The following is a 20,987-nucleotide window of genomic DNA, read 5'->3' as shown; positions in this document are numbered from 1 at the left end:
GGCAATGACCGTCGGGCAAGCGGGGCAGATTACTTGATTTTCGGGTCAATCGCAGCTGTTACATGATCAACCCTGCCGCCACCGCCCGCTCATGGCACAGCTTCAACACCGCCCGGCGCTCCGTATTGTCCATCCGCCCCCAGCGGCCGATCTCGGCCACGGTACGCTGGCACCCGGTACAGATATCCTCCTCGTCCAGCGCACAGATGCTCACGCACGGCGAAGCGACCGGGCGTTCAGTGGCGATCACCTCACTCATCGTCCACCACCAACTCCCGCGCATAACGCTGGGCGTTGTGCACATAGTGCGCGGCACTGGCCTCGAGCATGCGTTGCTGCTGTTCGGTCAGCTCGCGCACCACCTTGCCCGGCGAGCCCATCACCAGCGATCCATCGGGAATTTCCTTGCCTTCCGGTATCAGCGCATTGGCGCCGATGATGCAGTGCTTGCCGATCCGTGCGCCATTGAGGATCACCGCATTGATGCCGATCAGGCTGTAGTCGCCCACCGTGCAGCCATGCAGCATGGCGTTGTGGCCGATGGTCACGCCCTTGCCCAGGGTCAGCGGCGCACCCATGTCGGTGTGCATCACGGTACCGTCCTGGACGTTGCTGTCCTCACCGATGTCGATCAACTCGTTGTCGCCGCGCAGCACCGCGCCGAACCACACGCTGGCGCGCGCCTGCAGGCGCACCTTGCCGATCAGCATAGCGTTGGGTGCGGCCCAACTGGTGGGATGGCTTTCGACCCGCAGGTCGCCCAGGCGGTATTTCATGTTCGCTCCTCAGGATAGCAACGGCGGCAGGGTGGGCCCCGCTCAGATTTCGATGTAGCGCTCGGGGGGGTGATCCAGGTTGATGCCTGCGTCGTACAGCAGGTTGACCAGCTCGACGATCATGATCGCCGACAACCCCCAGATCTTGTATTCGCCAAAGCGATAGCTGGGCACATACCAGCTACGGCCCTGGTAATCGATGCGGTGGGTGTGGTCGCGCGGGTCTTGGCGGAAGAATTCCAGCGGTACGCTGAATACTGCCGCGATCTCCGCATCATTGGCGCGGTATTCGACGAAATCGGGAATAACCCCGACGAATGGCGTTACTTTCAGGCCGTGCAGGGAGATCAGCGGACTGAGTGGGCCGAGCACTTCCACAAGCCCGGGTGGCAAGCCGATTTCTTCTTCGGCCTCGCGCAGCGCGGTGAACACCAGGTCGGGGTCTTCCGGGTCGCGTCGGCCACCGGGGAAGGCGACTTCGCCGCCATGGGTCGACAAGCCCTTGGCACGCAGGGTCAAGACCAGTTCGGGCGCTTCGCTGCGAGTGATGGGCAAGAGAACCGCAGCCTCGGGGAACCGTCGGTCGGTTTCCAGTGAAGCGGGTTGGTGGTTGCTCATTCGGCGAAGTAGCTCGTCCAGCATTGCGCACTCTCGTTTCCAAGGCCTGCCTTGCATGATGCACCAAAGCCGCGAAGCACCCAAGCCCTGCACGCTTGCGGCGGGCCTGCGTGACGCGCCAAGATAAGCCCGTCAATAGGGAAGAACAGCATGAAATTCTGCAGCGCGTGCGGCCAGCCAGTCATTCAGCGGATCCCCGAGGGCGACAGCCGCCTGCGGTATGTCTGCGAACATTGCCAGACCATCCATTATCAGAATCCCAACATCGTTGCCGGGGTGCTGCCGACCTGGGGTAGCCAGGTGTTGCTGTGCCGCCGAGCCATCGAACCGCGACGGGGCTTCTGGACCCTGCCAGCCGGGTTCATGGAAAACGGCGAGACACTCGATCAGGCCGCCCGTCGCGAAACCGTCGAAGAGGCCTGTGCCAGGGTTGGTGACATGGCCCTGTACCAGCTGTTCGACCTGCCGCACATCAACCAGGTGCATGTATTCTTCCGCGCCGAGCTGGCCGACCTGGACTTCGCCATCGGCGTCGAAAGCCTGGAAGTACGGCTATTCGAGGAACACGAGATACCCTGGGGCGAGCTGGCTTTCCGCACCGTCACACGCACACTAGAATGCTATTATCGCGACCGCATCGAGCAGCACTACCCCCTTGGCCATGAGTACCTGCCGCCGATGAACGTTTCGCCCACTACTTAAGCTTGCAGGTGCCGCTTCATGCGCTGGTTGTTCGCCCTTTTCTGTCTTTGCGTTACCTCGGTGTCCCAGGCGGCCTTCACCGAAGTCATCATTCGCAAGCCGCAACCGCCCGTACCGGTGCAGTCGCAATCGCAAGCGGCGATGCAGCCGCTGATCGACAAGGTGCTGGTGATCAAGTCCGAACGCCGTCTGCAATTGATTAGCCGCGGCGAGCCGCTGAAAACCTACCGCATCTCCCTGGGCAAGCAGCCCAAGGGCGCCAAGGAGCGCGAGGGCGACAAGAAGACCCCCGAAGGCCTGTACTGGCTGGACTGGCGCAAGGAAAGCGACCGTTTCAATTTGTCCATGCACATCAACTACCCGAACATCAGCGATGCTGCACGCGCAACCCGGGAAGGCGTGAGTGCCGGCAGCATGATCATGATTCATGGCACCCCGATCAATGACGAGTATCCGGAATGGTACTTCCACACCCTCGACTGGACCGATGGCTGCATCGCCATGCGCAATTCCGACATGCGCGAAGTCTGGGAGCTGGTGCGCGATGGGACGTTGATCGAGATTCGACCTTGAGCCTCCTGGATACGCGTTGAAGGCGTAGGAGGTTTCATACCTCAGTTGCGTAACCGTCCTACGCCCCCTCAAGCAGCAGACTGCATCCAACCGAACTGAAGAGCTTTTAGCATCGACGCAAACGAGTACGGATGACGTACGCCATTTGCGGGATTCTGAGAACAAGAACATGCCAACACGCTCGCAGTTTTCCTCCCTGTGCCTTCACGCCTTGCGCCGGGCCATCTTCCTCGACCGGCACGGTCCTGTCACCACGGTGACGCAAACCCGGTTGGGGCAGCCTTCGACGGACGAAGCGGCAGGCGCCATGGACATCACCGTGGAGCATCTCAAACGCCTGGAGAATCGGCGCCGTGGTTTTGCTCACGGGGATTGAGTTTAGTCCGGCTCGCCCACCAGCGAATGTCACGCAACACGACTGAGAGCGCTGATCGCATTGCGGTGGGTCACCATCACGCCGTCTGCGTAGCTGAAGCTGCGCACGGTGTCACCGTTGCGTTTGACCACGGCGCTAAGCTGGCCATGCTTGTTGTAGCGATACTGGACCAGGGTTTCCACGGGCTGGTGGTTGACTACCCGCTTGACCTCGGTCAGGCGGCCCAGCGGGTGATCGTAGTGCAGGTGCACGCGGGTGGCGGTGATGGCGCTGATGTAAGTCAGCGTGACTTACAATTATCAGAGGGTTACCCTGCCCCCCTAGAAATAGAAATAGTTTAATTTTAAAAGAACTATAAATCAAAAAACTAGATGTACACCATTCTTTAAGCAACCTGCACAAAGAAACAGCCATGAGCTGCATCCTTACTCACTCGCTTATTAACAAGCAAATAGCCTACGGCATCAGTCATATATAATGCACCCTGATATGGAGCAGGAAAATCAGACGAATATATTTGGCAGAAAAAGTTAAAGTCCGATTCAAGCGCCTTGGATATAACTGCCCCACGTGGAACTTCACTAGAAATCACAGAGGCCACTGTAATTTCATCATCATGAACAACCGAAGCCTCAAAACTCGCGTACTGCAGAGGAACCGAAAGCCTAGGCGACTTCATTGTACCAACTTGATCAGCGTGGATCACGCAAGTATAAGATGCGATACCTTTTTTTTGCTCAACCTCATCAAAGGTTAAAAAATCGAGAAAATAATCTTCTTTATCGTAAGTGGAGAACACATGTATGAACCCCCCTTCCGGGAGATCCAGTCTATTAAGCTGTTGCCTTGCTAATTTACAATTTATAGTGAAAAGCAGCAATAGATCTTGACCATCGGGATTTTTAGGCCACGCGGAAACATAAGCGCTATCACCGCCAAAGTAAAAAGGTGATTTTGCATTCGAACATTTAACAATTTTATGAACATTCATTTTTACACTCCCTGACAGCTTCCAAGGCTGCGATAAAACTTTTTGGCTTGTTTTTTCAGTGCCTTTGCTCTACTTGCAGGCACACCTGCCTTACGAAGCACAACAGATGTGATGTCTAGCTCCCGCTTAAGGCTTGGGGCAAAATCGTTTTTTCCTAAACTTTGAGTCGCACGTATTTTGTTCCCATGCCAGTGGGCACCACCAACTCCTCGAGAATCCCCACCAGCAACGAGGTATTGATGCCGGTGTTGTGCGCCTGCGACAGCTTGTCGGCGGGCAGCGTGGACGCAAACTGCCACGCCTTGCGCCCCATCGCGTCCTAACCAAAGCAACTGGTCAGCTTGCCCTGCGTGCGGTACACCTCGCGGTGCAGGTCGTCACGCTCCATGTCGCTGATCACCTGGCCGTCCAGGTTCAGCTGGTGCAGGTGGCCGCTGCCGTAGTACAGGTGATTGACCTTGCGCCCATCCGGCAGGGTCAGTGTGGTCAGGTTCCTCAGCGGGTCGTATTCGTAGTCGAGAGTGCCTTGGGGGCCGATCTCCTGGGTCAACCGACCGAGCAGGTCATAGGTGTATTCGAGCTTTTCTTCGCTGATGCCAAGTTGCTTGCCGACGCCGCTGGGTTGCCGCTGAATGCTCAGCAGCCGGTCGGCATCGTCATAGGCGAATTCCTGCCGCGCATCGCGGTTGAGCTTGGCCACCAGCCGGCCAATCGGGTCGCGTTCGAACAATGTTTCGCGTTGCGGCTGTTCGCCATTTTCGCCGTAGCCGATCTCGTCCAGCCGGGTCAGATGGCCGCCAGCGTTGTAGGTGAAGCGCCGGGTCAGGTTGTCCACCCGCACTTCTTCAATCAATCGGTCCGACGCATCGTAGTCAAAGCGGTATGGCATGCTGATTTCGTCGGGGATGAGTTTGCGGCCGGTGGTAAGGTCGATCGGGTTGCCGGTCAGGCCGCCGATTGCGCTGCGGGCGACTTCGCCAGCGACAAAGCATGCAGTGAACTTGAGGGCACGGCATATGGTTATCGCATTGGGCTTAATTTGTCATGAAGCTTTCACGATAAAGATTAGTTATTGTGAGGCGTTAGACGCCTCACAATATTAATTTAAAATTTTAAATATCACGTGACACTTAACTCCGACACCACTTCTAACTCTCATCCGCACTCAAATCGGAGTTACTTACACAATTCGGACCTATGCGAAATCCAACAACACATATACACTATTAACCGGCCGATCAGCGCACAACGAATACCAACAAATGTTTAGCTGACCATGTTTGAAACAGCTACGCCTTGACCATTCGCTTCAATTTCAATAGCTGCGACCGAACTCATTTAGGTCATTACGTTAGCCAGCACACAGGAATCGCACACAAAGTTTTTTATCTTTTACCTCGCGAACCAAGCTCTCCGAAACTATTGGATCGACCCAAATAACTCCCTGGATGAAGAAAAAATCCAGGGATCTAGCCTTATTTTCATCGATGCAAAGCTTTGTAACCCCTCTAACATTATAGTCATGGCTTAGCTCGCCATTCTGAATTTTATTCAATACCATCGACTTACCAGAGTACTCTGACCTCTGATAATCAAAACATGAAACTTTTGAATTGGCATGAATAAAATAATAATTTTTTTCAACGGGCTTTCCACTATAGTACCTGACAGTTGCAGGCACAAAGTCTAAATCCACCTCGACCTTATCGAGGACTTCTTTTAACTGATCGGATACAAAGAAGGCACCGCAGCCTGTCAGAAAAAAGTCTGATTTTAAACTACGAATTTTTTTATCCATAGTCAACTCAACAGCTAAACCTTTAGCTTTAATGAAACGCCCTACTTGATTGTAGTCATCGAGCGGAGGCATGAACAACACATCGCCATCAGTATAACCCCCATCAACGGCCTCGTGGCACATAACGAAATATTCCACAAGTTTTCTCCTGATATGTCAAGCGAGTGCCTTTGGGGCGAGGATCTGTATTATGTAGCCTCAATGAATCTGATCCAAGACTCATTTTCATACTTATCTCAATATCTTCAATTTTATGATTGCTGACACAGCAGAGTACACGGCAACAAAATGTTAAACATCCAACTTTGACAACTACGAAAACTTTGCCCCACCCGAAGCCCGCCCCAAAAATAACCAATTACGGGATTCATTTTAAAACCCCAAAAATCGGGAAATAAATAGAATTTGAAAGCTTCACGCCCGACCACTTACATTTACCGACCTCAAACAGCATAAAGACGATCGCCACGCCTGCACTCAGGTCGAACCTGCTAAACCAACAACATGAAAACCTGAACTCATAATATTTAGCGACTCAATAAAAACCGTCCGCGACCTAGCATCTAAATCACCTCATTGATCAAGACGACTCAAAAACTCAGAAAACGTATCTGCAACGACATGATACTCCTCAGCATCCATAATCCACAGCCCCACTTCGCCTAGTTCCCCCCCGGCGAGAGTAAGCAAAAAATAGTTACCGCCTTCATCAAATGCGAACGGCACTCGCCCTTTCATTCCCGGAAAATCCTCAATTAACTCTTTGTAGGCTAAATCCATCGGGATGCGTCCATATTTGATAGGAACAAATCCAGCAAGCAACAAATCGTTCCCACCTTCCGCATCATCAATATAACCGCCATTTGAATTTAAATATAATCGACGAAATTCTGGTGGCAGTTTACCGCCCAAAATCCCCTCCAACGAGTTTAAATCCGCGTTCGATAATTCTTTTTCCGAATCAACCAATGGAATCAACATGAAGATTTTGCACTCCTTTTACTTGCTGGATGGACATATGCCCTTCCGGTGGCAGCCTTATACTGACTCACCCCACCTTTATGAGGGATACCACTGTGTGCTGGCTGCTCTACCAACTGCATAGTCCCTTTATTAGTCACTGGATCGTAATCATCCAGATGATGCCAAACATGGCCGGTCGGAGTCGTTTTTTGGTTGAGCCCAGCCTTGTGATTCGCAGCTTCAAAATCCAAATCATAGTCGCCTGTATAGGATATTTCGACTATTGGATTTACATTAGGCTTTCTTGAATATAGAGCGTTGCTCTCTGCATAATTCAATCCCCCGCCTTCTGTCAATCGAACCCCAGAGTAGCCTCTGGATTCAAGTCTAGCAATTGGATCAACGGCAAGACCCATTGGGTCAATCCACCCAAAGGGGTTAGGCGCATAGCGGTAGAGATTGCGCCCACCTGCTAGTCCTATCGGATCCTGCGTAACAAAACGAACTACTTCGGGATCGTAGTACCGGAACGTGTTGTAGTGCAATCCTGTTTCACTATCAAAGTACTGATCCTGAAAGCGCAGGTTCTGCTCGACCTGGTCTACTGTTAGTTGCTCAATCGTTCCCCATGACCGATACGTTGCCTGCCAAACAATCTCGCCTTCGCTGTTACTCAATTCCAGCGGCGTACCAATCTGGTCCGTATGGAAGTAGTAGACCTTCTGCTCGTCCCCTTCCGCCTGATCGACCCGCGCCAGCGGTGCATAGCTGCCTGGCTCATACAGGTACAAAATGCTCTGCCCCGGCGTATTCTCACGCAGCATTCGCAGCCCTTGCCACAGGAAATACTTCTGCTCAATAGGGCCGTTGAGGTCGGACTGCTTAGCAATCCGCCGCCCATATAGGCGCCAGTGCTATCTACTTGCCGTTGACCAGTGTCTCAGCGCTGACTTGTCGATTTTCGCAGCCCTCTAAAACTCTGTAGTTTACTGGGCCTTGAGCACTGCTCATCAAATTATCATAGGGACATAGCGATATTTCTGGTTTCGTTAGTGCTTAATTAGGTTGTCCTTAACTTTTTCCAGTTATCGCACATTGAAGTCCAGGCGGTTGACTGCTGGATAATAACGAAATTCTTCGCTCCCAACCAGTGAGCGGGTATCGCAGCTGTGCGAGATCAGTGCGTCACGTACAGCATATAATACAAAAGTCACAGCTAATACTTGCCCACCACAAACACGATAATTACAGATCAATAAACTCATCATTATCCTGATAGTAATTTAGCGCCTTAACATAGTCCCCATAAGATGCATCAGGCCTTTGCTCTGCCAGCAATGTTACAACGTCAACAAATTGCTGCCCAGAATACAAATAGCTCAGCCCTGCCTTTTTAACGGACTCTGGAAATACCTCCTTATCGTCCTTCACATCCGGGTAATTCGAGACAAAATAGCGCGCACTAATTTCGAGGTGATCTTGATCCTCACCATAAATGCAAAACTCATCATCTTGCTGTGCAAAAGATTTTGCATGATCAATTATTTCTGAAAGCGCATAAAATTTATCTTTTAATAACATAATATAACTCCAGCAGATTAACCACAGCAAATTTTTCCAGTTGCACCGTCAAGCTTCCCTTTCCGCCCTTGAGGGCCGCCACCCCAAATATCTCGACCACCCTTACCAGTAGGGTGGTATAGACCATGATTTGATTTATGATCCATACGATCTACCAGAGAAAGCCTATTAACATCTTCATGGTGGTGCCATGTTAAATCAGGCGGACTGGCACTTTTGCTCCCCGACTTAGCCCACCCCTCAAGCTTCGGATAGCGATTCAGCATATCTTTCCTGAACTCAGGGTCAATCTCCATTCTATTTAAAAGATCGGCATTTGCCTTATTAAATTGAACGGCATCGCTAGAGTAGCGATACTTAGGATCCAGCGTGTGGTCGTGAAAAATATTATACTTCCCGTTGTTTGGCCTATTTGCCAAACCGAGAGGATCAATCCAAGACAAAGAATTTATAGCATATTTGTATAAGTTAAAACCACCTCGCAACCCAATAGGATCCTGGGTAACAAATTGCCCAACACCTGAATCATAATAACGGAACATATTGTAATGCAGCTCAGTTTCCGCATCAAAATACTGACCTTGGAAACGCAGATTCTGCTCCACCTCGTTGACCGCAAGCTGTTCAATCGCGCCCCAGGACCGATACGTTGCCTGCCAAACAATATCACCTTCGCTGTTACTCAATTCCAGCGGCGTACCAATCTGGTCCGTATGGAAGTAGTAGACCTTCTGGTCGTCTCCTTCCGGCTGATCGACCCGCGCCAGTGGCGCATAGCTGCCGGGCTCATAGAGATAGAGGATGCTCTGCCCCGGCATCTCCTCACGCAGCATCCGCAGCCCTTGCCAGAGGAAGCGCTTCTGCTCCGGAGTGCCGTTGATCTCCGACTGCTTGGCAACCCGCCGCCCCAGAGTGTCATAGCGGTAAGCGCCTGTGCTCTCTAGCTTGCCATTGACCAGCGTCTCAGCGCGGACTAGTCGGTTCTCACAGTCATAGCTAAAACTCTGCAGCTTGCTATGCCCCGAGCGCTTCTCGATCAGGTTGCCCCACGGGTCATAGCGATACTCCTGATCCCGCCAACGCTTGATGCGGTTGTCTTTGACCTTCTCCAGCTGCCGTGCATTGAAGTCCAAGCGGTTGGCTGCCGGATCGTAGCGGAACTCTTCGCTGCCAACTAACGAGCCGGTATCGCGGCTGTGCAACTGGCCGTTGGCTTCGTATTCGTACTTGATCTCACCACGCAGCTTGTCCAGCGTGCGCACCAACTCCCCTGCCGGGTCGTACTGGTAACGCCGGTGAATCGGGTTGTACGCATGCTCCACCAGCAACGAGGTGTTGATACCGGTGCTGTGCACCTGCGAGAGTTTGTCGGCGGGCAGCGTGGACGCAAACTGCCACGCCTTGCGCCCCATCGCGTCGTAACCGAAGCAACTGGTAAGCTTGCCCTGCGTGCGGTACACCTCGCGGTGCAGGTCATCGCGCTCCATGTCGCTGATGACCTGGCCGTCCAGGTTCAGCTGGTGCAAGTGCCCACTGCCGTAATACAGATGATTGACCTTGCGCCCGTCCGGCAGGGTCAGTGTGGTCAGGTTGCTCAGCGGGTCGTATTCGTAGTCGAGCGTGCCCTGGGGGCCGATCTCCTGGGTCAGCCTACCGAGCAGGTCATAGGTGTATTCGAGCTTTTCTTCAGTGATGCCAAGTTGCTTGCCGATGCCGCTGGGTTGCCGCTCAATGCTCAGCAGCCGGTCGACATCGTCATAGGCATAGTCCTGCCGCGCATCGCGGTTGACCTTGGCCATCAGGCGGCCAATCGGGTCGCGCTCGAACAGCGTTTCGCGTTGCGGCTGTTCGCCATTCTCGCCGTAGCCGATTTCGTCCAGCCGAGTCAGATGGCCGCCGTCGTTGTAGGTGAAGCGCCGGGTCAGGTTGTCCACCCGCACTTCTTCAATCAATCGGTCCGACGCATCGTAGGCAAAGCGGTACGGCATGCTGTTTTCGTTGACCAGCGCGGTCAGGCGCACGGCCTTGTCGTACTCGTACCTGACCCGCTGGCCTTTGGCGTCCTGGCGGCTGCTGGGTAGCCCGCGGGCGGTGCGCAGCAGGCGGGTGGTTTGGCCCTTGCCGTCGGTGTGAGTCAGCACCTGGCCGTAGACGTTGTAGGTAAAGGTCTCCGCCGTCCCGTCCGGATGGTCGATCTTGACCACCTCCCCGTCCGGCTTGCGCTCCAGCGTGGTGGTCTGCTTCAGCGCATCGGTCACCGCCACCAGGTGCTGACGCTCGTCATAGCGGTAGTAGGTGCTCTTGCCCGAGCAGTCCTGATAGCGCTCGACCTGGGCCAGGGTGTTCCACCACAGGTACTTGGACTTGTAGGTCGCATCGATGATGGTGTGCGGCAGGCCATCTTCGCCGTTGAGGTACTCGGTCATCTGGCCGAGCGCATCGAACTCGGCGAGCAGGTTGCCCTTGTCGTCGTAACGCGCCTGCCAGGTGCTGCCGTCCGGGTAGGTGACCTTGGTTACCAGGGTGGTCAGGTGGTGGTATTCGTAGGCGATATTGCGGCCCAGCGGGTCGGTTTCTTCGAGCAGGCGGGAGAATTCGTCGTATTTGAAGTGCAGGCGATTGCCGTCGGGCAGGCCCAGGCCGACCATGCTGCCGTTGTCGTCCAGGTCGATGGCGTAGCGTTCGCCGCCGTAGTCGCGGCTGGCGATGACGCGGTGGTCTTCGTTGTAGTGAATCTCCAGTTCGCGGCCGAGCACGTCGGTGGCCCAGCTGGGAAGTCGCCGCTGCGGCGCAGGCTTTGCTCCCACGGCAGCACCCAGCCGCGGCCGAGCACGCTGTCGAGGGTAAGGTCGCTGGCGTAGATGCGCGACCATTCGATCGGCATTAGGCCTGGCAGGCTGTAGTCGATATCGTCAGGGATGAGTTTGCGGCCGGTGGTGAGGTCGACCGGGTTGCCGGTCAGGCCGCCGATTGCGCGGCGGGCGACCGGTTCGACCACGTAACGGCTGGCGACAAGACCGCCCTGTCAACACATTCACAAATCTAACTTACCTCATGCAGCATCACAGCGAATCATTTAGGCTTCGCAGTATATATAAAGCTAGGAAGCGTGATGAGACAAAGTTGGCATCCACTTCCACACCAGGAATGTTAAAGATCGTTTCTGAGCGCGGTCCAGCCCATCTGAACAAGGCACCCCACCAAAAACAAAGCACCTAACTACGCGAACTCAATTTAACACTTGAAAAGTCTTAAAGTGCTAATTAGAATTCAATCGCCAAGCTCAAAACTCACATCATCTACCGAGGCACCTTGTGAAACCCTTGGCAGGCTAACCTCAGGTCGGAAAATCAAACCGTAACCAAGTCCTGATGAGGGCCTGTGAAGCCCTACATATCCATTGATAGTTAAGCTATAGAGACCTGAGTCGACATCTACAAAGTCGTTACTCGGAAGCCGAGAGCCATACTGCGCCTTGTAGTTCAAGAAAAAATTATCATCCCAATCGAGAAGAGCATTTAAATCAGAAACAATTAATACACCTGATTCCACCTTAAGTGGAAAGCCAGAGTATGAAAGTTTAGGCGTGGGCAACTCAGCCTCTACCCCACCCACTCCTTCAATGAAAACAGCATATTCCTGTTCAGAAATCTGATAAATTGGACATACCACGCCCCTTTCAATAGCTGACCGGCCCAAAGCTTCATCTTGAAGAAACTGTGCAAAAATATTGCCATCGGTCAGGCCCTTCTCTTTTATAAAGCCTGAGAGAGCAACCGGGTCAAACAACACAATACCTGGAGAAAACAATTCAATTTGTGCGTATCTCTTCATTTAGCCACACCCACCTGCAGATTTGTTGCCGCTACTTTTACCAAGAGACTTTGTCAGGGCCTCACCGATTGTTACATTTTTTGCAAGAACCTCTCCGGTCCGTGGAATTTTCAGCGTTCCTTTTTGAGGAAAGCTTTCATATGCCTTGTCCAGCTTCTTAATTAACTCTTCAGAAGACCCATCAAACTTTCTGTTAAATGGAACACCTTCCTTCCTGATCGAATCATGGAATTCTTGATGCAACTTATCAGAACCCTCAACCTCGTTCGGGAACCATGATGGAGAATCTAGCTTAGTACCCAATTCAGGGAAGCCGTGAGTGTTTGCATGTGCACGCGGGAAAGGATGATGCCCCATGCCATCGGGTTTGAGCGGCTTCCAGAACGCCATCCATCCCCAAGGGTCAATCCAAGACAATGGATTTGGTGCATATCGATAAAGATTAAGTCCTCCATTTGTACCTATTGGATCCTGAGTCGTAAATCTACCTAGTTCCTGATCGTAGTACCGGAATGTATTGTAATGTAGCTCCGCCTCAAGATCGAAGTATTGGCCTTGAAAGCGCAGGTTCTGCTCGATATCCTTGACTGCAAGCTGTTCAATCGCGCCCCACGAACGGTACGTCGCCTGCCAGACAATCTCGCCTTCGCTGTTACTTAATTCGAGCGGCGTACCAATCTGGTCCGTATGGAAGTAATAAACCTTCTGCTCTTCGCCCTCGGCCTGATCTACACGCGCCAATGGCGCATAACTGCCAGGTTCGTAGAAATACAGGATGCTCTGCCCCGGCACCTCCTCACGCAGCATCCTCAGCCCTTGCCAGAGGAAGCGCTTCTGCTCGGTGATGCCGTTGATCTCCGACTGCTTGGCAACCCGCCGCCCCAGACTGTCATAGCGGTACGAGCCTGTGCTCTCCAACTTGCCATTGACCAGCGTCTCAGCACGGATTAGTCGGTTCTCGCAGTCATAGCTAAAACTCTGCAGCTTGCTATGCCCCGAGCGCTTCTCGATCAGGTTGCCCCACGGGTCATAGCGATACTCCTGATCGCGCCAGCGCTTGATGCGGTTGTCTTTAACCTTCTCAAACTGCCGCGCATTGAAGTCCAAACGGTTGGCTGCCGGGTCGTAGCGGAATTCTTCGCTGCCAACCAGTGAGCCGGTGTCACGGCTATGCAACTGCCCGTTGGCTTCGTATTCGTACTTGATCTCGCCGCGCAGCTTGTCCAGCGTGCGCACCAACTCGCCTGCCGGGTCGTACTGGTAACGGCGGTGAATTGGGTTGTACGCATGCTCCACCAGCAACGAGGTATTGATGCCAGGGTTGTGCACCTGCGACAGCTTGTCGGCGGGCAGCGTGGATGCAAACTGCCACGCCTTGCGCCCCATCGCGTCGTAACCAAAGCAACTGGTCAGCTTGCCCTGTGTGCGATACACCTCGCGGTGCAGGTCATCGCGCTCCATGTCGCTGATCACCTGGCCGTCCAGGTTCAGCTGGTGCAGGTGGCCGCTGCCGTAGTACAGGTGGTTGACCTTGCGCCCGTCCGGCAGGGTCAGTGTGGTCAGGTTGCTGAGCGGGTCGTATTCATAATCCAGTGCACCTTGGGGCGTGAGTTCCTGCGTCAATCGTCCCAGCAGATCGTAGCGGTAACTCAGCTTCTCATCCGTGATGCCCAGCTGTTTGCCGACACTGGTCGGTAGGCGCTGAATGCTCAACAGCCGGTCAGCCTCGTCGTACTCAAAATCCTGGCGGGCGTCGCGGTTGACCTTGGCCAGCAAGCGGCCAATCGCGTCACGCTCGAACAGCGTGTTGCGCTCCGGGCGCTCGCCGTTTTCGCCATAGCCGATTTCGTCCAGGCGAACCAAATTGCCGCCAGCGTCATAGCTGAAACGCCGGGTCAGGTTATCGACCCGCACTTCTTCACTCAGCCGGTCCGAGGCGTCATAGGCAAAGCGATAAGCCGCACTGTTTTCGTTGACCAACGCGGTCAGGCGAATCGCCTTGTCGTACTCATAACGAATCCACTGCCCTTTCGCATCCTGGCGACTGCTCGGCAAGCCACGAGAAGTACGTTGCAAGCGCGTGGTCTGGCCTTTGCCGTCGGTGTGGGTCAGTACCTGGCCGAGGCTGTTGTAGGTAAAGGATTCTGCCGTGCCATCCGGATGGTGGATGCGCAGCACTTCACCGTCGGGCTTGCGCTCCAGCGTGGTGGTCTGGTTCAGCGCATCGGTGACGGCGATCAGGTGTTGCCGCTCATCGTAGCGGTAGTAGGTGCTTTTGCCTGAGCAGTCCTCGAAGCGATCGACCTGGGCGTAGGCGTTCCACCACAGGTATTTGGACTTGAAGTTGGCATCGATGATGGTGTGCGGCAGGCCGTCTTCACCGTTGAGGTATTCGGTCTTGTGGCCCAGGGGATCGGTCTCGGCGATCAGGTTGCCCTTGCCGTCGTAGCGGGACTGCCAGACGCTACCGTCCGGGAACTGGGTTTCGGTCACCAGCGGCGTGGCGAGGTGGTGCTTGTAGCGGATCGTGCGGCCCAGCGGGTCGGTTTCTTCGACCAGGCGGCCAAAGTCGTCGTACTTGAGCGCCAGGTGATTACCGTCCGGCAAGGTGAAGCCAACGATGTTGCCGAACGCATCGAAATCCATGCCGTAGCGCTCGCCGCCAAAGTCGCGGCTGGCGATGACGCGGCGGTCTTCGTTGTAGTGGATCTCCAGCTCGCGGCCCAAGACGTCTGTGGCCCAGCTGGTGCGCTGAGAGAAGTCATAGCGGAAATGGTAATGCTCGCCGTCGCTGGTCCAGTGTTCGACCACGCGGGGCTTGTCGTGCTGGGTTTGCCAGCGGTACTCGCAGATCAGATCGAGGGCATTGCTATGGCGGACCATCAGGCCATCGCCGTAGGCGAAGCGGCGTACTGAATCGCCGTTGCGGTTGATGACTTCGTTCAGCTGGCCGTTGTCGTCGTATCGGTAGCGCACCAGGGTTTCCACGGCGTGCTGGTCGACGATGCGTTTGACTTCGGTCAGGCGACCGAGGGGGTGCTCGTAATGCAGGTGGATCCGCACATTGCCCGGCGCGCTGATATCGGTCAGGCGCTGATTGGCATCCCGGGTGAACTGCAGGTAGTGACCCAGTGCGTTTTCCAGGCGGTACAGCGGTACGGCGGTGTTGTCGTCCGGCACTTCACCGAAGTCGAAGAACACGTTGTCCAAGGTCTGCAGCAGGTAGTGACCGCCTACGGTGCGGACCAGATGGATCTTTTCGTTCGGGTTGTAGAGGCTTTCGCCCAGTTCAAGGTCAATGAACGGGACACAGCGCCCTTGGTTGTCGGTGTGGTACACGAAGCCGCCGCAGCGGCGCAGGCTTTGTTCCTACGGCAGCACCTAGCCGCGGCCGAGCACGCTGTCGACGGTCAGGTCGCTGGCGTAAAAACGCGACCACTCGATCGGCATCATCCCGGACAGGACGAAATCCGTTTCATTGGCCAGCAATTTGCGGCCAGTCGTCAAGTCCAACGGATTGCCGTTCAGGCCGCCGATTGCGCGGCGGGCGGCCGGTTCGACCACGTAGCGGCTGGCGACTTCGCCAGCAACGAAGCCGCCCGCCGCAACTCTTACTGCTCATTAAGCATATGATGAAAGCAGATAGAACCAGTAAGCATCTGGTTCTGGTTATTTTCGAAATTTTAAAGATCTCAATTCGCAACGCGAGACCGAACGAGCGAATACACCAAGTAACTCAGAGCTCGAAACACACCCTTACGACCGCCTAGACGCCCAAAACGACAAGGTTAGCCTAAACAAACATAAATATTTACTTCGAATGAGAGGGGCCAAACAGCACAAACTCAAAATATCACCCCTCATCAACGCTTAAAAGCTGCAACATCAAACCTCTTCAATTAATGCCACACCCCCGCCGAGGGAAGCAACAATCATATCGAAAAAGCTATCAATATCATTTGAAACAAAATACAGATGACCGCAATCCCCCTGCTCAGCAATATCAAATTTATTAATTAAATCCCCCTCATGCAGGTGTGTACGATCCCAATAATACACTCCTTCCCGGCCTGACTCAGTTACTAGCACGTACGGATTACCCCCGCCATCCTCACCAATAGCTAAAACACCTTTTATAAAATCCAGCTCACCAATAAACTCACTATTGAAACTGATAATATCATTACACTCCTCATCGGGATTCACCCCGAAGAGGCGATCAAAGCTTATGACACCCTCATCGATCGCTGGCAAGGTTAGCTGACCGTAGTCCGGATCAGTTAAATAAAAACCATTCATTCTCCCTAGGAGTGCCTTATAGTTACCAGGCAGCACAAGCTGCAACGCAGACTCAACAGTATTTATCTCAGAATTCTTCAGACCAGGCTTATATACAATCGGCATAAACTCACCACTCTAACAGGAAGATTTCATGTTCTTCACGCCACCTGAGTGCGTGAATCGGTTATGTATATTTTTTGGAACCTCTTGCATAGTTCTCATATTTTCATGATGATGCCAAGTATTTTTCGAATAATCCGCTTTCCCTTTAGGCGCAAGAGCATCTGATTTACCGAAATCCCCCCCAGGATTCTTACCATGATTTCCTTTTAGGTCAGGAACATCAACTTGCTGCCGTTGGTAAGGAGTGAAATCCGGATGCCCTTCAGGATACCTTACAACGTTACCTTCCCAGTCTTGGTATACCCACGTCCGACTTTCAACTTCCATGTGAACTGATCCGCCTTTATCCAACCACTTAGCCACGTCGGGAGAGTGTGAGGGTTTTGCACTCCAGCCCCACGGATCAACCCAAGCAATAGGATTTATTGCATATTGATAGAGGCTTAAACCTCCGGACAAGCCAATGGGATCCTGTGTACTGAACCGACCACACTCAGGATCATAGTATCGGAAAGTATTGTAATGGAGCCCCGTATCTGTATCTGAGTACTGCCCTTGAAAACGTAGGTTTTGCTCAACTCTATCTACTGTTAGTTGCTCAATCGCGCCCCACGAACGATACGTCGCCTGCCAGACAATCTCTCCTTCGCTGTTACTTAATTCCAGCGGCGTCCCAATCTGGTCCGTATGGAAGTAGTAAACCTTCTGCTCGTCTCCTTCCGCCTGATCCACCCGTGCCAGTGGCGCATAGCTGCCGGGCTCGTAGAGATAGAGGATGCTCTGCCCCGGTGTCTCCTCACGCAGCATCCGCAGCCCTTGCCAGAGGAAGTGCTTCTGCTCCGTGATGCCGTTGATCTCCGACTGCTTGGCTACCCGCCGCCCCAGGCTGTCATACCGATACTGCCCGGTGCTTTCCAGCTTACCGTTCACCAGCGTCTCAGCCCGAACTAGTCGGTTCTCGCAGTCATAACTAAAACTCTGCAGCTTGCTATGCCCCGAGCGCTTCTCGATCAGGTTGCCCCACGGGTCATAGCGATACTCCTGATCCCGCCAACGCTTGATGCGGTTGTCTTTGACCTTCTCCAGCTGCCGTGCATTGAAGTCCAAGCGGTTGGCTGCCGGATCGTAGCGGAACTCTTCGCTGCCAACTAACGAGCCGGTATCGCGGCTGTGCAACTGGCCGTTGGCTTCGTATTCGTACTTGATCTCACCACGCAGCTTGTCCAGCGTGCGCACCAACTCCCCTGCCGGGTCGTACTGGTAACGCCGGTGAATCGGGTTGTACGCATGCTCCACCAGCAACGAGGTATTGATGCCGTTGTTATGCACCTGCGACAGCTTGTCGGCGGGCAGAGTGGACGCAAATTGCCACGCCTTGCGCCCCATCGCGTCGTACCCAAAGCAACTGGTCAGCTTGCCCTGCGTGCGGTACACCTCGCGGTGTAGGTCGTCGCGCTCCATGTCGCTGATCACCTGGCCGTCCAGGTTCAGCTGGTGCAGGTGGCCGCTGCCGTAGTACAGGTGATTGACCTTGCGCCCATCCGGCAGGGTCAGTGTGGTCAGGTTGCTCAGCGGATCGTATTCGTAGTCCAGGGCACCTTGGGGCGTGAGTTCCTGTGTCATGCGTCCCAGCAGGTCATAGTTGTAACTCAGCTTCTCATCCGTGATGCCCAGTTGCTTGCCGACACTGGTCGGTGTGCGCTCAATGCTCAGCAGCCGGTCTGCCTCGTCGTACTCGAATTCCTGGCGGGCATCGCGGTTGAGCTTGGCCAGCAGGCGGCCAATCGGGTCGCGCTCGAACAGTGTTTCGCGTTGCGGCTGTTCGCCATTTTCGCCGTAGCCGATTTCATCCAGCCGGGTCAGATGGCCGCCGTCGTTATAGGTGAAGCGCCGGGTCAGGTTGTCCACCCGCACTTCTTCAATCAGCCGGTCCGAAGCATCGTAGGCAAAGCGGTACGGCATGCTGTTTTCATTGACCAGCGCGGTCAGGCGCACGGCCTTGTCGTACTCGTACCTGACCCGCTGGCCTTTGGCATCCTGGCGGCTGCTCGGTAGCCCTCGGGCGGTGCGCATTAGCCGCGTGGTCTGGCCCTTGCCGTCGGTGTGGGTCAGTACCTGACCGTAGACGTTGTAGGTAAAGGTCTCCGCCGTGCCGTCCGGATGGTCGATCCTGACCACCTCCCCGTCCGGCTTGCGCTCCAGCGTGGTGGTCTGCTTCAGCGCATCGGTCACCGCCACCAGGTGCTGACGCTCGTCATAGCGGTAGTAGGTGCTCTTGCCCGAGCAGTCCTGATAGCGCTCGACCTGGGCCAGGGTGTTCCACCACAGGTACTTGGACTTGTACGTCGCATCGATGATGGTGTGCGGCAGGCCATCTTCGCCGTTGAGGTATTCGGTCATCTGGCCGAGGGCATCGAATTCGGCAAGCAGGTTGCCCTTGTCGTCGTAGCGCGCCTGCCAGGTGCTCCCGTCCGGATAGGTGACCTTGGTCACCAGGGTGGTCAGGTGGTGGTACTCGTAGGCGATGGTGCGGCCCAGCGGGTCGGTTTCTTCCAGCAGGCGGGCGAATTCGTCGTACTTGAAGTGCAGGCGGTTGCCGTCGGGCAGGTCCAGGCCGACCATGTTGCCGTTGTCGTCCAGGTCGATGGCGTAGCGTTCGCCGCCGTAGTCGCGGCTGGCGATGACGCGGTGGTCTTCGTTGTAGTGAATCTCCAGTTCGCGGCCGAGCACGTCGGTGGCCCAGCTGGTGCGCGCGGCGAAGTCGTAGCGGAAATGGAAGTGTTCGCCGTCGCTGGTCCAGTGTTCGACCACGCGGGGTTTTCCGTCGAGGGTTTCCCAGCGGTAGTGGCAGCCCAGGCCAATGGCATTGCTGTGGGTGACCATTACGCCGTCGGCGTAGCTGAAGCTGCGTACGGTGTCGCCGTTGCGGTTGACCACGGCGCTGAGCTGGCCGTGTTCGTCGTAGCGGTACTGGGCCAGGGTTTCCACGGGCTGGTGGTTGACCACCCGCTTGACCTCGGTCAGGCGGCCCAGCGGGTTGTCGTAGTGCAGGTGTACGCGGGTGCCGCCGGTGGCGCTGATGTCGGTCAGCGTGCCTTCGGGGGTGCGGGTGAAGTGCAGGAAATGGCCGAGGGCATTTTCGATGCGCTGCAGTGGGACGTCGGTGTCGGTGTCCGGCACTTCGCCGAAGTAGAAGAACAGGTTGTCCAGCGTCTGCAGGATGTAGTGGCCGCCCTCGGTGCACACCAGGTACACCTGCTCGTGCGGGTTGTAGATGCGCTCGCCTGGCAGAATGTTGACGAACGGGACTTCGCGGCCCTGGTTGTCGGTGAGGTAAACGAAGCTGCCGCTGCGGCGCAGGCTTTGTTCCCACGGCAGCACCCAGCCGCGGCCGAGCACGCTGGCGACGGTGAGGTCGCTGGCGTAGAAGCGCGACCACTCGATCGGCATCAGGCCTGGGAGGCTGAAGTCGATTTCGTCAGGGATCAGTTTACGGCCGGTGGTGAGGTCGACCGGGTTGCCGGTCAGGCCGCCGATTGCGCGGCGGGCGACCGGTTCGACCACGTAGCGGCTGGCGACTTCGCCAGCGACGAAGCCTGCAGTGAACTTGAGGGCGCACGGCATGATGGCTTTCATACCGGCCTGGGTACCGGCTTTGATCAGCTGGGCGATGCCGCCAGCGGCGCCAGCGACGGCCATCAGTACGTCGACGGTGGTGCGCAGCCATTTCGGGATCTCGTCGTCCACCGGCAGGTATCGGTAGGTGCCGCCGCCGATGATGACATTGTCCGAACCGCCGGAAATGGTCGCGCCGCAGGTCAGCTTGTCGCCCTTGCGCGCCGCTGCCACGCTGTTGATGAAGACGTTGGTCGAGCCTTCGGCGATCTGCACCGGGCCGGGGTGTTTGTCGCAGGCGCCGATGCTTTTTTCGACCCGGGCGGCCTTGCGGCTGTTGATGAAGACGTTGGGTGAGGCAGTGGTTATCGTCCCAGAGGGGGATGAGAACATACTGCCTATCGCCTCCCCGGCGGCGGTCAGCAAGCTGCCTCCAATGCCCGCTGCCATACCGGCGAGCAAGGCCACGCCGAACCCGCAGGTGAAGGTGGCGATGGCCACCGTAGCCACCAGTGCGATGCCCAGGGCGGCGCCGATCAGGAAGCCCCCCAGTGCACTGGTGTGCGAAATCTCGTCGCCGAACCTGGCTGCTTCGAACATGAGGGGTTACTCCTGTTCGCCAGATAGGGCATAGCTTGCGACCCGGTCGCGCCGATCCATCAACATCAGCATCTCCATGAAATGCACGGTAAACGTTTCAATCCAATTGCCGTGTGTTCATCCGTGAAAGGCGCCGAGTAAATAGCTACAGGCGTT

The 20,987-nt window shown here is 55.2% G+C and carries 12 protein-coding genes and 6 pseudogenes; 3 read left to right on the top strand and 15 right to left on the bottom strand.

Going from position 1 to position 20,987, the window contains the following annotated elements; all coding sequences use genetic code 11:
* Nucleotides 1-58: 58 nt before the first annotated feature.
* The 3 genes from ACZ6YA_RS06825 to ACZ6YA_RS06815 are packed head-to-tail and all read right to left on the bottom strand — an operon-like array spanning nucleotide 59 to nucleotide 1,418.
* Complete coding sequence (locus tag ACZ6YA_RS06825; RefSeq protein ID WP_465896372.1) at nucleotides 59-259, bottom strand: DUF1289 domain-containing protein; 201 nt, start codon at nucleotides 257-259, stop codon at nucleotides 59-61.
* A complete protein-coding gene (locus ACZ6YA_RS06820) occupies nucleotides 252-776 on the bottom strand; it encodes a gamma carbonic anhydrase family protein (protein WP_465896371.1) in 525 nt (174 codons plus the stop codon). The genes ACZ6YA_RS06825 and ACZ6YA_RS06820 overlap by 8 nt, the downstream gene beginning before the upstream one ends.
* A 42-nt stretch (nucleotides 777-818) precedes the next feature.
* Nucleotides 819-1,418: a CoA pyrophosphatase gene (locus ACZ6YA_RS06815; RefSeq protein ID WP_465896370.1), complete on the bottom strand. Its 600-nt coding sequence runs from the start codon at nucleotides 1,416-1,418 to the stop codon at nucleotides 819-821.
* Nucleotides 1,419-1,544: 126 nt separating this feature from the next.
* Here ACZ6YA_RS06815 and ACZ6YA_RS06810 point away from each other — a divergent pair, with 126 nt between their 5' ends.
* The 3 genes and pseudogenes from ACZ6YA_RS06810 (at nucleotide 1,545) to ACZ6YA_RS06800 (ending at nucleotide 3,045) form a co-directional block, all read left to right on the top strand.
* On the top strand, nucleotides 1,545-2,096 hold the full coding sequence (locus ACZ6YA_RS06810) for an NUDIX hydrolase (protein WP_400802865.1): 552 nt from the start codon (nucleotides 1,545-1,547) through the stop codon (nucleotides 2,094-2,096).
* 153 nt (nucleotides 2,097-2,249) lie between these two features.
* Nucleotides 2,250-2,669, top strand: a pseudogene (locus ACZ6YA_RS06805) (L,D-transpeptidase family protein); the annotation flags it as partial.
* Nucleotides 2,670-2,838: 169 nt separating this feature from the next.
* On the top strand, nucleotides 2,839-3,045 hold the full coding sequence (locus ACZ6YA_RS06800; protein WP_465896369.1) for a hypothetical protein: 207 nt from the start codon (nucleotides 2,839-2,841) through the stop codon (nucleotides 3,043-3,045).
* Between the two features lie 53 nt (nucleotides 3,046-3,098).
* On the opposite strand, the pseudogene ACZ6YA_RS06795 reads toward ACZ6YA_RS06800, so the two are convergent.
* From ACZ6YA_RS06795 to ACZ6YA_RS06740, 12 genes and pseudogenes are all read right to left on the bottom strand, one after another.
* Nucleotides 3,099-3,332: pseudogene (locus ACZ6YA_RS06795) on the bottom strand (hypothetical protein); the annotation flags it as partial.
* A 98-nt stretch (nucleotides 3,333-3,430) separates the two neighbouring features.
* Nucleotides 3,431-4,036 carry a YwqG family protein gene (locus ACZ6YA_RS06790; RefSeq protein ID WP_465896368.1) on the bottom strand — a complete coding sequence of 202 codons (606 nt, stop codon included), beginning with the start codon at nucleotides 4,034-4,036 and terminating at the stop codon, nucleotides 3,431-3,433.
* Nucleotides 4,037-4,256: 220 nt separating this feature from the next.
* A pseudogene (locus tag ACZ6YA_RS06785) lies at nucleotides 4,257-4,736 on the bottom strand (RHS repeat domain-containing protein); the annotation flags it as partial.
* Between the two features lie 651 nt (nucleotides 4,737-5,387).
* Entirely contained in the window at nucleotides 5,388-5,972 is a 585-nt protein-coding gene (locus ACZ6YA_RS06780; protein WP_465896367.1) for an imm11 family protein, read from the bottom strand.
* A gap of 435 nt (nucleotides 5,973-6,407) precedes the next feature.
* On the bottom strand, nucleotides 6,408-6,815 hold the full coding sequence (locus tag ACZ6YA_RS06775) for an SMI1/KNR4 family protein (RefSeq protein ID WP_465896366.1): 408 nt from the start codon (nucleotides 6,813-6,815) through the stop codon (nucleotides 6,408-6,410).
* Nucleotides 6,809-7,966: pseudogene (locus ACZ6YA_RS06770) on the bottom strand (RHS repeat-associated core domain-containing protein); the annotation flags it as partial. The pseudogene ACZ6YA_RS06770 and the gene ACZ6YA_RS06775, both read right to left, overlap by 7 nt.
* Nucleotides 7,967-8,042: 76 nt before the next feature.
* Complete coding sequence (locus ACZ6YA_RS06765) at nucleotides 8,043-8,378, bottom strand: DUF7716 domain-containing protein (RefSeq protein WP_465896365.1); 336 nt, start codon at nucleotides 8,376-8,378, stop codon at nucleotides 8,043-8,045.
* Between the two features lie 17 nt (nucleotides 8,379-8,395).
* Nucleotides 8,396-11,397: pseudogene (locus tag ACZ6YA_RS06760) on the bottom strand (RHS repeat-associated core domain-containing protein); the annotation flags it as partial.
* Between the two features lie 251 nt (nucleotides 11,398-11,648).
* Nucleotides 11,649-12,212, bottom strand: coding sequence for a hypothetical protein (locus tag ACZ6YA_RS06755; RefSeq protein WP_465896364.1), 564 nt, complete (start codon nucleotides 12,210-12,212; stop codon nucleotides 11,649-11,651).
* Nucleotides 12,213-15,809 (bottom strand): annotated as a pseudogene (locus ACZ6YA_RS06750) (RHS repeat-associated core domain-containing protein); the annotation flags it as partial.
* A gap of 288 nt (nucleotides 15,810-16,097) precedes the next feature.
* A complete protein-coding gene (locus ACZ6YA_RS06745; protein ID WP_465896363.1) occupies nucleotides 16,098-16,616 on the bottom strand; it encodes an SMI1/KNR4 family protein in 519 nt (172 codons plus the stop codon).
* Nucleotides 16,617-16,628: 12 nt separating this feature from the next.
* Nucleotides 16,629-20,831 carry an RHS repeat-associated core domain-containing protein gene (locus ACZ6YA_RS06740; protein WP_465896362.1) on the bottom strand — a complete coding sequence of 1,401 codons (4,203 nt, stop codon included), beginning with the start codon at nucleotides 20,829-20,831 and terminating at the stop codon, nucleotides 16,629-16,631.
* Nucleotides 20,832-20,987: the final 156 nt, after the last annotated feature.

It is taken from the genome of Pseudomonas sp. NPDC090752 (assembly GCF_055584805.1).
This window is presented reverse-complemented; position numbering and strand designations above follow the sequence as displayed.